This is a genomic window from Filimonas effusa, from assembly GCF_004118675.1.
GTDB classification, from domain to species: domain Bacteria; phylum Bacteroidota; class Bacteroidia; order Chitinophagales; family Chitinophagaceae; genus Filimonas; species Filimonas effusa.
Genome location: NZ_SDHZ01000001.1, coordinates 1,979,684 through 1,994,752, shown reverse-complemented (window position 1 = coordinate 1,994,752; position 15,069 = coordinate 1,979,684). Strand labels below are relative to the sequence as shown.

The window sequence follows — 15,069 nt, the reverse complement described above, 5'->3', positions numbered from 1 at the left end:
TATGGTAATTAAATTTGGAGGAGAGATAGATTGGAATACCAAGGCGGACACTATTTTGTTTGAATATAGTGATGATATAGTTTCTTTTTTTAAAACGAAAGATTATGGATATTCAATTAAGGAAATATGTTTTATTATTGTCTGTCGACCAAAGAAGCTGGAATTAAAGCAAAGAGTTCGCTTTGATACAAAAAATAATATTTTTTATATTGATATAATGTTGGATTATGATTTAATGCTATCGGCTGATAACGCTACTAAGGAGATGCATTTTTTTGAAAGCTTTCGTCAGATTATTCCCTTTTTAAAAAGAAGAAAAATAAAAGGTTTTTTGTTGCTTCAGTTTGAAAGTGATTTGGAGGAGTTATTAAAAACCTATATATGAGCCAAGATATATTTTCTTCTAGATAAACAATAGTGTTTGGTATGAGTTTTCCACAGATAAAATTGATTTCTCATTAAGCATTAATGGCTAAAGGAATAGAGAGTTGTCGAGTTTAAAAGCCGTCCACGACCAAGTTGATACGGATCATAAACTCGGCGATTTTGTGGATAGGAATACGGAATGGGAAGACTATTCCTATGATGTGAATGGCAATCTTATAAAAGATAAGAACAAACGTATTGGCGAAGATCCTGCGGGTGCCATTGTGTATAACCACCTGAACCTCCCATGGCTGATAACGGTAAAAGATGCGTCGGGCGACATTAAAGGCACCATAACCTATATTTATGATGCTGCCGGAAATAAGCTGGAAAAGCGTGTAGAAGAGTTGCCATTGGCAGGCAATAACTATAAGAATAAACATACCTATACCACTTATTTGTCGGGCCATGTTTATGAGAACAATGTATTGCAGTTCCTGGGGCAGGAGGAAGGCCGCATCCGTCCGCAGCGTGATACCAGGGGAAGTGCCACCGGTGTTTATTATTATGATTATTATGTAAAAGATCACCTGGGCAATGTCCGGCTTACGCTTACGGATGAACACCAGGCGGATGCTTATCCTGTTGCAACGCTTGAAAATGGTACACTTGAGAACGAGAAGCGCTATTATGATATACCAGCCGGCAGCCGTGTCACGGCCGGCAGCGTTCATTATCCTTATGCGGAAGGGAATAGTTATGTAGAAAGCTTAAATGGTAATAGTAATAAAACGGGTACCTCCATTTTATTAAAAGTAATGGCGGGCGATAAGGTGAATATCGCAGCCGATAGCTGGTATGAGCGCAGTCCTTCTTCGGGTGATGTTTCCAGTTTACCCGTTGGTGAACTGTTGTCTACGCTTGCGGGTGGCATCTCAGGTGCCGGGGGAGGCAGTCATAGCGCGGCGCAATTGCTGGAAGATGGCAACCTGAAAAACGGACTGACGAGCTTCCTGGTGCAGAAGGCTGATGCAGACTATGCCAATAATGGTGCGGGCAAGCCCAAGGCTTACCTGAATTACGTTTTGTTCGATGAGCAGCTGAATGCTGTGATCAGTGACGATGGTAATAACTCGGGAGTAAGTGGTATGGGGGACGAAGGCAAGCAAACACCAGTAGGAGTATCTGAGCGACTGATGACACGCAACGGGTATTTGTATATTTTTGTATCCAATGAGACGCGTGGCACGGATGTGGTGTTTGATAACCTGCAGGTGACGCATATACGGGGGCCTCTGTGCGAAGAGACGCATTATTATCCGTTTGGGTTGACGATGGCGGGGATAAGTTCGAGGGCTGCGAACACATTAGACAATAAATATTTGTTCGGGGGGAAAGAAGAGCAAAGCAAGGAATTTTCAGACAGATCAGGGCTGGATTGGTACGATTTTGAAGCGAGGATCTATGATGTACAGATTGGAAGAATGAATCAGATTGACCCTCATTCCTTTAATTACGATGGTTGGACGACATATAACTATTGTGCCAATAACCCTATTGCACTAACAGATCCAACGGGAATGGATTGGTATACTGATAAAGAAGGCAAATATCAATACGATCCTAAGGTGACGAAAGATTCTAAGCTGTCGGCAGATCAAACCTATGTAGGAGTGACATATCAAATCAAGGATAAGAAAGGAGGCGTTATTGAAGATTACAGGAAGGATGGAAGTATAATGTATGCAAATGAATCGAGTGCCTACACACGGATCGTTGATCGTACCAAGCAAACGGGCAATGAATCTATGGCTGTTTTGACTGATAAGGGAACTCTGGTTTTACCCGACTATAAGAATAACCAATCTACTGTTGATCTTGCTGATTATGGCTACAGTACCAAGAATGGAAATGTTGTTGATGCGTCTGGAAAAGAGTATAGTACAACTGCAACAGTTCACACTCACCCTAAAGGTAGTGGGCCAAGTACTTATACAGCGGATGGTTATGGAGATCTTGGGTTTGCTGCTTATTCAACTCCTAATAAGCCGGTTTTTGTTATACAAATGCAAGGGACTAAAGCAGATCCAATTAGTTTTATTATAGCAGCCTCAAATCCATCTCGAAAAGCAGCAGACTTTAACTATCAAGTTGTTTCTTTTTCTAAGCATTTTCCATCTTATAATGCTCAGAGTATACAACATATGCCTAACTCGGTGAACCTAAGACAGTTTGCGAAGCAGAATAATAATTTTATACAATTACTTAAAAAATGAAATATAAATTACCTTATTTGGTTTTGTTGATATTGGTTTTCTCTTGCAAGAATACTGTGAAAAAGTCTGCAAGTTGTTTTTTGGAGCCGCGGCCTAATATCAAAGCCTTGTTAGATTCTTTTGTGAAGGTTACTGGAAAAGCCTATCCTGAATACGGGTTGTATATTGACAAAGGTTCTCCGCACCAGTATGATTTAATTGTGTATGCGGGAAATTATCCGCTTACAAGACAGGAAGATCAATTGAATAATCAAAGTCCTATTCAAAAAGTACAGGTGTCTGGCATTGAGTTTAAAGTTTACTCGGGTATAGAGCATTATTTTCAGAACGGATGTAACAACGATACGGTCGTTCTTAAAGAATATGCAAATGGTGGTGACAATGTAATTTGGGCTGTCAAGGATAGCTTTGGTGTAATGAACACATATAAAGTTGAAGGAGCCTATCCCTTTATTGCGCTGCCAGGTAAGATTCCGGACAGTATAAAGCTCAAACTACCAGCTGATGATTCTTCCAGTAATTAAGTTTTGTGGCTATCCGTTTGGCTTGACGATGAAGGGGATAAGTTCGAGGGCTGCGGGGAAATTACAGAATAGGTTGAAATATAATAGTAAGGAGTTGCAGAGCGGGGAGTTTAGTGATGGGAGTGGATTAGAATTATATGATTATGGTGCTAGAGGGCTAGATCCGCAGTTGGGATGTTGGCATAGTGTAGATCCTGCAGAGGGAGTAACACGTAAAGAGTTAAGGGCTATTGCAAACAAAGCTTCTGCTAATTTCAAGGCAATGGGTTTGAAAACGTCAGTAAAGGTATTTAAAGGTAATTTCAATTCTGATGCATATGATAAGTTGGATAAAACTGACGCTGTTGCAGTCGTGGGTAACCGAAATAATGTAATTGAAAAGATCAAAAGTTTTAATCCTGAATTTGGAAAAGAAGTGAGTGGTTTTGGTTCAAATGGTGTAGACGGTCATGTTAATCCTGAACAAAGTCAGAATCCGAGAGAAGAGGCTACCGGAGGAAGTAATGATAATATTATCGCTGTAGGCGCTGAAGCAACGAAGACATTTGCGAAGGGGAGTAAGGCTGTTTTTACCGATGCTGCCGCATTTCTAATTAATCATGGTGCAGGCCATCTTTCAAATATGAATCATGCTGGTGAGAATAACGGATTTGACGTAAATGGGAAAAGCGTTAAAAATTTGTACGTACCAGGAACCCCGAATGTTATGACTTCTGGAGGAACAATTGTTGGAAGAATTTCGGCACCGAGGTCGACCGAAACCTTGGACACGTATATTAATTCTCCAATTAACACACAGCCAGCTGGGAAAGGTACCTATAATACTTATAATTTGTCAATTCAAGCAATGTATATGCATCGATTTGGTAATGCTAATCCTAATCCAAAACTTCCCATAGAATGACCAAGAAAATGCCAATAATAATTTTAGCGATATTATTAACAGAGTGTGTTAGTAAGCGGTGTGATACTTCTGCTTTTCAAATTTTGAACTTGTGGCCGGTACAATGTATTGTCAAGTTGCCATCTTATGTTTTAATAGATACAACTATATGGGGGGCGAGAATGTTTTACAATATAGACTGTTGACGGGGGATAGTGCATTGTATGTTGATTGTTCCATAAAGAGCTACATAAATCAGCCTGAGGCTAAACCCGAAATGGCAGGGCTCTTTTATTTTCAAAAGAAGGAAATTGAGTTTGGTAAAAAGGCTAAGATTTTAAAAGAGCTTATTAGTGATGTAGACTCTGTTCAAGTAGGTTTTTTAAAGTATATGAACAAACAGGATGAAGAGCATGCCGAGTATGAATCTAGAATTTTTTTTTGGCGAGGTGAATATTTAGTTAAGATACGCTTGCTTGAATTGGTGAAGCCGATTGGATTGGGAACAAATAGCTTGGCTGATTGTATTAGAGATGAGATCAGATTTGAATGAAGCTTGATGTTGTGATACTGTATACTTATCCCTTTGACAATGGCGGGGATAAGTTCCAAGGCGGCGGGGAATGACCTGCTCCCCCAAAACTGAAGCATTTAGAAATAGCTATGAAATATCAATGCTTTTTTGTCGTGATGATGATTTTTAACTTTATTGTTTACGGCAGCGATTGTATCCGCTCAGGATTCCATAAACAAAAATTTTAGAAAAGAATGTATTAAAAAGTATACTATTAAATATGATTTAGTTAGGAACGATTTTTTGAAGGCAGGAGATATGATAAAAGATAGGTTTGAACCTAACTTTACGAGCAAGGCACTAAAAGGAGTTGATGTATTATATTTCGCCTCTAAGAAAAAGATTAGTAAAGACACCAGGTAGAGGTTTACTATAATGATGTTTGAATATTCTTCTAATGAATATTCTGCTGCTAAATTTCAGGAATTGGAAGGCGTTAAAACAAGTCAGGATGAAAGCGTTTTTGGAAAAGGCTGGAACCTAGCTTTACTGCAACAAAAATATATCTTTAGATTAAAAGCCGGATGTCTTTATTCGAAGGAGCAATGGAAGATTATAAGGGATGAATTTGTAGCTATTGTGGCTAATCTAATGGGAGTGCCGAAGAAGTTTATTGATTGTAAATGCGGAGGCAGTTGTCAGTAGGTGCTGGGGGGGATTAATACAATAGGGAGGCTGATTGCCTTTATAAGGGGAAGCATACGTATACGGCTTATCTGTCTGGTCATGTCCGAAGCGTGATACCGAGGGTAGTGTTGCCTGTGTTTACTACTATGATTATGTTGTAAAGGACCATCTGGGTAATGTACGGCTGACGCTAACAGATGAGCACCAGACGGATGCTTATCCTGTGGCTACGCTTGAGAATGGAACACTTGATGGTGAGAAACGTTACTATGATATACTAACTACTGGCAGCCGTGTTACTGCGGGTAGTGTACATTATCCTTATGCGGATGGGAATAGTTATGTAGAAAGCTTAAATGGTAATAGTAATAAAACGGGTACCTCCATTTTATTAAAAGTAATGGCTGGCGATAAGGTGAATATCGCAGCCGATAGCTGGTATGAACGTAGTCCTTCTTCGGGTGATGTTTCCAGTTTACCTGTTGGTGAACTGTTGTCTACGCTTGCGGGTGGCATCTCTGGCGCCGGGGGAGGCAGTCATAGTGCGGCGCAATTGCTGGAAGATGGCAACCTGAAAAACGGACTGACGAGCTTCCTGGTGCAGAAGGCTGATGCAGACTATCCCAATAATGGTGCGGGCAAGCCCAAAGCTTACCTGAATTACGTTTTGTTCGATGAGCAGCTGAATGCTGTGATCAGTGACGATGGTAATAACTCGGGAGTGAGTGGTGTGGGGGACGAAGGCAAGCAAACACCAGTAGGAGTATCTGAGCGACTGATGACACGCAACGGGTATTTGTATATTTTTGTATCCAATGAGACGCGTGGCACGGATGTGGTGTTTGATAACCTGCAGGTGACGCATATACGAGGGCCTCTGTGCGAAGAGACGCATTATTATCCGTTCGGCTTGACAATGGCGGGGATATCTTCCAGGGCGGCTGGGAAGTTGCAGAACAAAAGGAAATATAATGGGATTGAATATGAAAATTCTTTTGATGTAAACATCGGTGAAGCTTTTTTCAGAACTCACGATCCCCAGTTAGGTAGATGGTGGCAAATAGACCCCAAGCCGAGTCATTCTGAGAGCCCTTATTCTGCGATGAGCAATAATCCTATTCTGAATAGTGACCCTCTTGGTGATAAAGACTCAACCGCAAATAAGCCTAAAGTTGTTCCAGTTCCGATCCCTGAAAAACTGTTTCCCAATATTTACAAAAATCTAATGGCATCTTTAGCTAATGGTAAGCCTATGGTCATTACTTATGATTCTAATAGACAAAATGCAAGACGACGTCGCAGAGAAGCATTAAAGAATACTCCTCCGAGGCCTGGATATGACCGAGATGAATACCCATATGCTTCAACCAAAGAAGGTGGAAAAGGTGCTGATGTTAATTATGTTCCATCAAGTGAAAATAAAAAACATGGAGGCTTGTTAGGTGCATTGGTAGTTCTTAATAAAATGGAAACAGGAGATCAATTTGAAATGGTTCCTATACCTAACAGTCCGGAGCCGGAAACTTCTCCGAGCCCTGCTCCATCTCCAGCTCCTGCAGCAAATCAAAGTTTGCGGGATAGGATTGGTAAAACAGTTGGGTTAACAGGTGTGGCACTTACGGTTTATATAATTATTTCTGAAGGAAGTAGATTGTTTCCTCCTAGGAATTTGGTGCCTATTCCTTAACTTTAATCTAAAATAGAGCGCAAGAATGGATGAAATAAAAGAGGTACTGCAAGAATTAGAATCTTTTTTGAGTAAATTAGAATGTCCTATAATGGTTCATTTGCAGAAAGGTGTATCTGCTGCAAAAATTACTGATTCATTTAATAATATGAGATTTCCTGTTCGAACTGATATAATGCAATTGTATGAGTGGAAGAATGGAGTTATAGATCTATTTAAGAAAAAGACAGGAGAGGTAGAATTATTTACAAGTGGCATTATGATGCCATTAGAACTTGCTATCAGTATGTATGCATTGGAGGCAAAAGTTCAAAAGTCTTTTAAGAAAGAGTTTTTTCCCTTATTTACAAGTGGCGGTGGTGATTATATTTTGATTCATCTTGATGAAAAGAAAAAAACATATGGTCAACTTTTCCTTTATTCGCCCTCTATCCTTTTAAACGACAAGCCTGTGTCGATTTATGATTCTTTATATGGTCTTTTTTTGACAACTTTGGAGGTTTACAAAAGGAGGGGGTATTATTTTAATTCAAGTGATAATACCTTGGAAGTTGTTTATGAGATAGAAAAAGAAATTGCAATGGAGTTGAATCCTAAGTCTGAATTTTGGAGAGGCAACTAACTAATTGTTAGTTGTTTCTCCCTTGAAATATAAATCCCATAAATAATTGATTGGTACAATTTTCTTAGTGGTTTTATTTATGTTTCTCCCTTCTTTACTCCATAAAAAAGGGAATGTAATAAAACCTGAATCTCCATTCATTTTTTTAATATCCTTTTTCCACGAAACCCACCGAAGGTTTTTATAATATTCTGCTAGATTACCCTGAAAACAAAAGTTTAAAAAACCAGAATAAGATAATTGTAGATTACTCCATCTTGCGTCATCAGGAGAAAAATAAAAGACCTCTCCTATGCCAATAGTATCAATTCCGCCACCATTAATTGCATAAAAGCCCCCTAACACATCATCTGCAATTAAAATAAAAGAAGGGCGCTCTCCCCATTTGGAAAAAGACTTTCCTTTATTCCATTTCATTACATTTCTATTTAGATATCTACTTCCTGAACCCAATATCCGAATCCAGCCACTATCAATCAAAATTCCTCCGGTTTCGTAAATGACGGCTCCCATTGGTGAATTAATAGTTACCTGAGCTTGATACAAGGTCCTGTCTGCATTTTCTGCATTTTTAGGCAAAATAGTTACTGGATTTTTTGCTTTTTGGATTTGCTTTTTTATCAGGCTCCAGGTGTCGCTTTTGTTAATTAACAGTTGGCTAAGTGGCTTCATGTTAGTTTGTGCCTTAGTGGTGATATCGCATATGAAAAAGACAAATAAAAATAGAATTGAAACAATTTTTTTCATTATATAAATATAGTAAGGTTTAAGAGTGTTGTTGCTCGATTAAATTTAACGAGAATGAAAGCGGCAGTTACCAACGTACCCCATGTTAATAAATTGTTGCATAAAACATAACTATGGGTGAAAATAAGATTTTATCTGAACAGTCGGTACTGTTGGGATATTAGATGCAGTTTTAAAAGTAATAAGTGCCGATTACGCGGCTACTGGCGGCACTAAACCGAAAGCCTACCTGAACTAATTGCTGAAGATGGTAATTATGTAGATGTCTGGGAAGACCTAAGCTTGTTGAATATATAGCTGGCTGGGATCTGAAGAATGACCAATAACCTATTACTTCTTTCGGGAAGGAAAGGTCCGACTAATGGCAAGTGTTTTATATTTTATCGGCCAAACTTCGGGGTATCCCTCAATACCATTTTACAAATGGTATTGAGGGATACAGGCTTTAATAATTATAATAACAAATTGGATACTGTAAATGTAGAGATAAAATGATCTGGTGGTTGTGAACTACAAGATTCCTGGTTGTCTGAGGAAAAATCCGTCCTCTTCCTATCAATTTACAAAATCCTTCTTGCGTGTGTATTTCTTAAAAGGATGATTATTTCGGCCGGAAAAATAAACCAATCCCCAGAGATCATTCGGTGCATCGATCGTTAAAAATAAAAGACTTCCTGTGCTATCCTGGTATACAGGAAAGTAATATCCCTTGAAGTCACCGGTTTCCTGGGTGTACACTCCTAATAACGAAAAGGCATCAACTGCGTTTTTGTAATATTTCGCCTCTGGCGCTGAAAGAGATAGCTTTTTGTAGTTATCTGATACGCCTCCCGGGAATTGTACTTTAATTTTCTCCTTGTCTTTACTTAACGTGATTTTTACAGGCTGCTTCTGAGTAGTAAGAGGCGCCCAGTCTACTACATTTTCTGCATGATGAAATGCAGCGGTTGCAACATAGGTCATAGTGCGAACATCCTGCCCATTTGCAATCATAGTATTGGTAAAAAATGCCGGCAGCAGCACTGCCAGGGTTACAGGTAGGCTTGAGTGAAATAATTTCATAGATAAAATAAAAGGCAAGATAGAAAGAATATATTCTATTAATTAAAAATGCCGGTCAGTAGCTTGTCTTTCACTGGATAAAGCTACTGACCGGTTAAAATACCGGAGGTTATAAATGGCTTATTCTTCCCCTTCCTCATAATCATAAGTCCCTTCCGAGCTGTTGTACACCTCCTGCCATTCTCTCACCACATTGTCGCTGAGTAGTTCTAAAATGTCATGAATGGAATCTGTCTTTTTCTTCCATTCCATTGTTTCAGTTTCGCCATAACGGTGCACATACATGCAGTAATCCGATACCACAGAAACATGAATCATAACTACAGGCTCATTTTCTTTCTCCTGAACCAGGTAATAACATCCTGGCTCCAACAAAGCATACGAAAACATAATCACTCCTTTTTCTCTTGTTTCACAATAATCCAAATGGCTTAGTTAGAAGCTCCGGCCTTTTAAACCGGATAAAAATGGGCTAGTAAAAGATGGAGTTAGTAAGTAAGAATTTAATAGGATGAGGCAAAAATAAGGGAATTTCCCAGCTTCCGCCCAAGGCGGCCTGTTATTGTTCCGTGAATCCTCTAAAAAGATTTAGTATATTGAAAACCAGTACGTTACGGGTTGCCAAAACCTCTCTCTAAAACCGGCTGTAAATCAGTGATTTGAGCGCTAAACGGTCCATTCCACCACCTGGTTGGCCCATTCCGGGCGGTGCGGCGTGGTGATCCGGATATAATTATCGGTATACCCCTCCATCATTCCCGCCTTTTCATGCCCTTCAAAAAGCACCTTACGGGTTTGAGCAGCATGCTGTTGCGTGAAATATTGCATTTTCATGTACGAGAGGTTACGGAGGGTCTTATTGCGCTCATGCCGTACGTTCATGGGTACAACAGGCTGAATCTCAAGTGCCCTGGTATTGGCACGTTCAGAATAGGTGAATACGTGCAGGTACGAAATATCCAGGCTATGCAGGAAATCGAAAGTTTCTTTAAATAAGGCATCCGTTTCTCCGGGGAAGCCAACGATCACGTCAACGCCAATAGCGCAATGGGGCATCAGTTCCTTGATGCGTTCCACCCTTTCGGCATACAGTTCTCTCTTATATCTCCGGCGCATCATCCCCAGTATCTCATTACTGCCGCTTTGCAGCGGAATATGAAAATGGGGCATGAAACGCTTGCTGTTAGCTACGAAACTGATGATTTCGTTGGTAAGCAGGTTAGGCTCTATGGAAGAAATGCGGTAACGTTCGATGCCTTCAATTTCATCGAGCGACTGAATTAGATCGAAAAAGCTTTCCTCACTTTTCTTATTGCCGTCAGGCCCTTTGCCAAAGTCGCCGAGGTTGATGCCCGTTAATACAATCTCCTTGGCGCCGGCGGCTGCCAGCTCGCGGGCATTACGCAATACATTTTCAATACTGTCGCTCCTGCTTTTGCCGCGTGCCATGGGGATGGTGCAGAAAGTACAGGTATAATCGCAGCCGTCCTGCACCTTCAGGAAGGTCCGGGTTCTGTCGTTCAGCGAGTACGAGGCCGTGAAGCCCGTTACATCTTCAATATCGCAGCTGCTTATTTTAGTGGCGTCGCCCTTGGTCAGTTCCCTCAGGTGACGGCCGATGTTGAATTTCTCTGCGGCGCCCAGCACCAGGTCTACACCGGGGATCTCGGAAATTTCCTTTGGTTTCAGCTGGGCATAACAGCCGGTGATAACCACCATGCTTTCAGGGGCTTTACGCTGAATGCGACGAACCAGCTGCCGGCATTCTTTGTCGGCATTATCCGTTACCGAGCAGGTATTGATCACATACACATCTGCCAGCTCCTCAAATTCCCTTTTCTCAAATCCATCCACCTCCAGCATACGCGATAGGGTAGATGTCTCCGAAAAGTTAAGTTTACACCCCAGGGTGTGAAATGCCACTGAACGCCTCTTTTCCATAAGCCGCAAAGATAAACAGAATCCCATTTTCAAACGTACATGACATTTTTTGCTCCCGGCGCTTGCCGCCGGCAGCAAATGCGAAATACCACAGGAGTGCCGCCCGGCCATAAAAAGACGTTAACAACAACAGAAATTTCATCAGTTTACGTTAGGTTTGCCAGTCTTTTAGAAATAACAAAAAACCAGTATGAATTTTAAAAGGGTCAACAACATTACAGGTTGGGTCGTATGTTTTATCGCTTGCATGGTTTATATCCTCACTGCAGAGGCTGCTGGGAGCTTATGGGATTGTGGTGAATTTGTGAGCAGTTGCTTTAAAGTTCAGATTCCCCACCCTCCGGGAGCGCCGCTTTTCGTTTTATTAGGCAGGATCTTTATTGTATTGTTTGGAGATAATCCTAATACAGCTGCCAAAGGTGTTAACGTAATGAACGCATTGGCGAGTGGTTTTACAATTCTCTTCCTGTTCTGGTCTATCACCCATTTTGCCCGCAAAATTGTGGTCGCAAAATTAACCCAGGGCAACCAGCTCACTACTTCCCAGTTAATTTCTATCATGGGAGCCGGTGCAGTAGGTGCGCTTGCTTACACTTTCTCCGATTCATTCTGGTATAGTGCTGTAGAAGGGGAGGTGTATGCAATGTCTTCTTTCTTTACCGCTATTGTATTCTGGGCGATGCTGAAATGGGAAGACCAGGCCGATGAACCCGGTGCAGACCGCTGGATCGTGTTTATCTTCTTCATGGTAGGCCTTTCTATTGGCGTTCACCTGTTGAGTATCCTCAATATTCCCGCCCTGGTAATGATCTATTACTTCCGCCGGAAACACTTGTTCAACTACACTTCTCTTCGCAAATACTTTATATGGCTTACCATCTTTGGCGGCGCCGCTGCATTTGTCATGGCGATCATTTCCGCCAACGGCGAAGCAGGTTCTGCAGGGGCCAGAGGTAATGAAATTGCCGCTGACCATACGGTAGCAGGACTCATGATCCTTGGCGCTGCGGTTGCCATTGCCCTGCTTTATGCGGTGGAAAGCATCAATTCCAGGAAAAAAGCCTATTACGGCGGTGCCTATATCTTCTTTATCCTCGGCTGTGTATTAACAGGCGTGGTACAGGTGGCCGTTATCCAATACTCCGTTAAAGCGGCCGGTTACTTCGATATCTTCTTTGTGAACTCACTCGGATTACCTTTCTTCTCAGGGTTCATCTTCTTCTTTGTACTGGTGGCTGCATGCGTTTGGCTGGGCCTGCGTTATGCCGCTAAAAAAGACTGGTCTTACCTGCGCCTGGCGCTATGGTGCTTTACCTTCATCCTGTTAGGTTACAGCACTTACGTAACTACCATGATCCGCAGTAATGCGAACCCTTCTGTAGATATGTATAACGTAGATAACCCAATGAGCCTTGTAGGTTACCTGGGCAGGGAACAATATGGCGATTTCCCGCTGTTATACGGTCAGAAATTTACAGCGCAGCCTATTGCTTACGCCGAAGGTGCTACCAAGTATCAGAAAGGAAAAGACAAATACATTACGCTGGGTAAAGATGGTCACTATGTATACGCCCAGGAAGATAAAATGGTCTTCCCCCGTATGTGGGATGCCAGCAATGACCAGGGACATGCCGATTATTATGCCTACTTCATGCACATAGGCAAAACCAGGGAAGGCTACGAGCGCGCCCCCGATTTTGGCGATAACATAGCATTCTTCATCGGGTACCAGAACTACTTCATGTACCTGCGTTACTTCCTCTGGAACTTCAGCGGAAAACAAAACGACCTCCAGGGCGTATTCGCCGGTAACCCCCGCGATGGCAACTGGATCACAGGTATCGGCTTCATCGATAACATGATGTATGGCAACCAAAGCCTCATGCCCGACAGCCTCAAGAATAATAAAGCCCATAATAAACTGTTTGCTTTACCGCTGATCCTGGGATTGATAGGTTTATTCTTCCACTTCAGAAGAAGAGGTGACGATGCAGTGGTTACCTTCCTGCTGTTCTTCCTCACCGGTTTTGCAATTGTAATTTACCTGAACCAGGCTGGCTACCAGCCCAGGGAACGTGACTATGCTTACGTAGGTTCCTTCTATGCCTTTGCCATCTGGATTGGTCTTGGTGTGCTGAAAGTGCAGGAATGGATCACTAAAGGCGTAAAAAATCAGACTACTGCCGCAGGACTCGCCACTGTAGTATGCCTGCTGGCTGTACCGGCCATCATGGCGCAACAGGAGTGGGACGACCACGACCGCAGCAAAAAACTGCTGGCACCCGATCTGGCGAAAGATTACCTCGAAAGCTGTGCGCCAAACGCTATCCTCTTCACTTTCGGTGATAACGATACCTATCCGTTATGGTATGCCCAGGAAGTGGAAGGCGTACGCCCCGATATCAGGGTGATCAACACCAGCCTGCTGGGGATCGACTGGTATATTAACGAACTACGTTATAAGGTAAACCAGAGTGATGCGATCGACGTCATCTTCACTGCCGACCAGATCGAAGGACGTAAACGCGATTACGTGATCTACCAGCCCAAGCCCAATATTCCTGAAAACCGTTATTACGACCTGTACGACATGATGAAGAATTATGTTGGCAGCGACGATCCCAATAAAATGGTAGACAGGGGCGGCGGAGAAATGTTCAATACATTCCCGGTTAGAAAAGTATCCGTTCCGGTTGACCTGAACCTGGTACGATCCAACAAAACCGTAAACGCAAACGACAGCGTTGTAAACGAACTGCGTTTCGACATTCCTAAAGGCGGGTTAATGAAAAACGATATTGCGTTACTGAACGTGATCGCCGCCAATAAATGGAAGCGTCCTATTTACTTTACCTCTACACAAAGCACCGGCTTAGGTTTCGATCAATACCTGCGTAAAGATGGTTTAACTTACCGCCTTGTGCCTGTTATGAACAGCTTCGTGAACACGGACTATATGAAGGATAAACTCCTGAATAAGTTCCGTTTCGGCAATGCCAACGTACCGGGTGTATACTTCGACGAAGAAAACCGCAGGCACCTGAATACCATCCGCCGCGCTTATTCAGAACTGGCGCTCGATCTTTCTGCTAAAAACAGGAAACCGGAGGCCCGTGAAGTACTGGATAAAGTAGACAAAATGATTTTGTCCGGCAACTTCGATTATGGCATGGCCTCAAGAGCAAACGAGCACAACCGTTTGTCGATGATCTTCCTGGAAGCCTGTTACCGTGCCGATCATAAAGAATTGGCTGCCAAGGTGCTGAAATCCGTAAAAACCGACCTGCAACAGCAGCTGCGTTATTACAACGGCCTTACCGGCATCAAAGCAGAAAATACAGAATACGATAAGAGCAATGTGCAGAATTACCTCCGTGATCTCGACCAGATGGAACAGATCTACAACGGTAAAAAGCCCGCAGCATCTTTGGAGGCGCCAATCGCTAATGACTCCGTGCTGCAATCCCTGCCTGAATAAAACAGGCAGAAAACCAGACCTAAGAACTGAGATAGCTACATAAACTATCGAATAGTCCGGATAAAAGAGAGGCCGTATCATAAGTGCGATACGGCCTCTTTTTACACGGGTACCTGGTGGAGAAGGTTTCCCGTTTAAGCAATTCTCAGCGGCTATTTTTATTTTATACGCCACCCTCTCTTTCATTTCGGGTCCCTGGACGAAGCACTACAAGCATTTAAACGATTTTCAGCAGATAATTTATTTATGAGCCGTTCTCTTGGCATTAAGGCAATGAATACC

At 42.2% G+C, this 15,069-nt stretch carries 14 protein-coding genes; 9 read left to right on the top strand and 5 right to left on the bottom strand.

What is annotated here, in order from left to right; genetic code table 11:
• Nucleotide 1: 1 nt before the first annotated feature.
• The 8 genes from ESB13_RS07470 (at nt 2) to ESB13_RS07435 (ending at nt 7,559) form a co-directional block, all read left to right on the top strand.
• Nucleotides 2–385 carry an Imm44 family immunity protein gene (locus tag ESB13_RS07470; protein WP_129002382.1) on the top strand — a complete coding sequence of 128 codons (384 nt, stop codon included), beginning with the start codon at nt 2–4 and terminating at the stop codon, nt 383–385.
• 163 nt (nt 386–548) lie between these two features.
• On the top strand, nt 549–2,642 hold the full coding sequence (locus tag ESB13_RS07465; protein ID WP_129002381.1) for an RHS repeat-associated core domain-containing protein: 2,094 nt from the start codon (nt 549–551) through the stop codon (nt 2,640–2,642).
• Nucleotides 2,639–3,166 carry a hypothetical protein gene (locus ESB13_RS07460; RefSeq protein ID WP_129002380.1) on the top strand — a complete coding sequence of 176 codons (528 nt, stop codon included), beginning with the start codon at nt 2,639–2,641 and terminating at the stop codon, nt 3,164–3,166. The genes ESB13_RS07465 and ESB13_RS07460 overlap by 4 nt, the downstream gene beginning before the upstream one ends.
• The gene (locus ESB13_RS07455) at nt 3,147–4,070 is read left to right on the top strand and encodes an RHS repeat-associated core domain-containing protein (protein WP_129002379.1); all 924 of its coding nucleotides are present in this window, start codon (nt 3,147–3,149) and stop codon (nt 4,068–4,070) included. Before ESB13_RS07460 ends, ESB13_RS07455 begins: the two co-directional genes overlap by 20 nt.
• Before the next feature lie 91 nt (nt 4,071–4,161).
• Nucleotides 4,162–4,602 (top strand): hypothetical protein, encoded by a 441-nt coding sequence (locus ESB13_RS07450; RefSeq protein WP_129002378.1) that lies wholly within the window; start codon nt 4,162–4,164, stop codon nt 4,600–4,602.
• Between the two features lie 396 nt (nt 4,603–4,998).
• On the top strand, nt 4,999–5,268 hold the full coding sequence (locus tag ESB13_RS07445; RefSeq protein ID WP_129002377.1) for a hypothetical protein: 270 nt from the start codon (nt 4,999–5,001) through the stop codon (nt 5,266–5,268).
• A 205-nt stretch (nt 5,269–5,473) separates the two neighbouring features.
• Entirely contained in the window at nt 5,474–6,937 is a 1,464-nt protein-coding gene (locus ESB13_RS07440; protein ID WP_129002376.1) for a NucA/NucB deoxyribonuclease domain-containing protein, read from the top strand.
• Between the two features lie 25 nt (nt 6,938–6,962).
• On the top strand, nt 6,963–7,559 hold the full coding sequence (locus tag ESB13_RS07435) for a hypothetical protein (protein WP_129002375.1): 597 nt from the start codon (nt 6,963–6,965) through the stop codon (nt 7,557–7,559).
• Here the strand turns inward: ESB13_RS07435 and ESB13_RS07430 are convergent, their stop codons facing one another.
• The 5 genes from ESB13_RS07430 to ESB13_RS07410 form a co-directional block, all read right to left on the bottom strand.
• Nucleotides 7,560–8,306 carry a DUF2625 family protein gene (locus ESB13_RS07430; protein ID WP_129002374.1) on the bottom strand — a complete coding sequence of 249 codons (747 nt, stop codon included), beginning with the start codon at nt 8,304–8,306 and terminating at the stop codon, nt 7,560–7,562.
• 555 nt (nt 8,307–8,861) lie between these two features.
• Nucleotides 8,862–9,368 (bottom strand): hypothetical protein, encoded by a 507-nt coding sequence (locus ESB13_RS07425; RefSeq protein ID WP_129002373.1) that lies wholly within the window; start codon nt 9,366–9,368, stop codon nt 8,862–8,864.
• Between the two features lie 120 nt (nt 9,369–9,488).
• Nucleotides 9,489–9,758 carry a hypothetical protein gene (locus ESB13_RS07420; RefSeq protein WP_129002372.1) on the bottom strand — a complete coding sequence of 90 codons (270 nt, stop codon included), beginning with the start codon at nt 9,756–9,758 and terminating at the stop codon, nt 9,489–9,491.
• 276 nt (nt 9,759–10,034) lie between these two features.
• On the bottom strand, nt 10,035–11,309 hold the full coding sequence (gene mtaB / locus ESB13_RS07415) for a tRNA (N(6)-L-threonylcarbamoyladenosine(37)-C(2))-methylthiotransferase MtaB (RefSeq protein ID WP_129002371.1): 1,275 nt from the start codon (nt 11,307–11,309) through the stop codon (nt 10,035–10,037).
• Entirely contained in the window at nt 11,266–11,451 is a 186-nt protein-coding gene (locus ESB13_RS07410; RefSeq protein ID WP_129002370.1) for a hypothetical protein, read from the bottom strand. Before ESB13_RS07410 ends, mtaB begins: the two co-directional genes overlap by 44 nt.
• Before the next feature lie 48 nt (nt 11,452–11,499).
• Here ESB13_RS07410 and ESB13_RS07405 point away from each other — a divergent pair, with 48 nt between their 5' ends.
• Nucleotides 11,500–14,787: a glycosyltransferase family 117 protein gene (locus tag ESB13_RS07405; protein ID WP_129002369.1), complete on the top strand. Its 3,288-nt coding sequence runs from the start codon at nt 11,500–11,502 to the stop codon at nt 14,785–14,787.
• Nucleotides 14,788–15,069 lie beyond the last annotated feature (282 nt).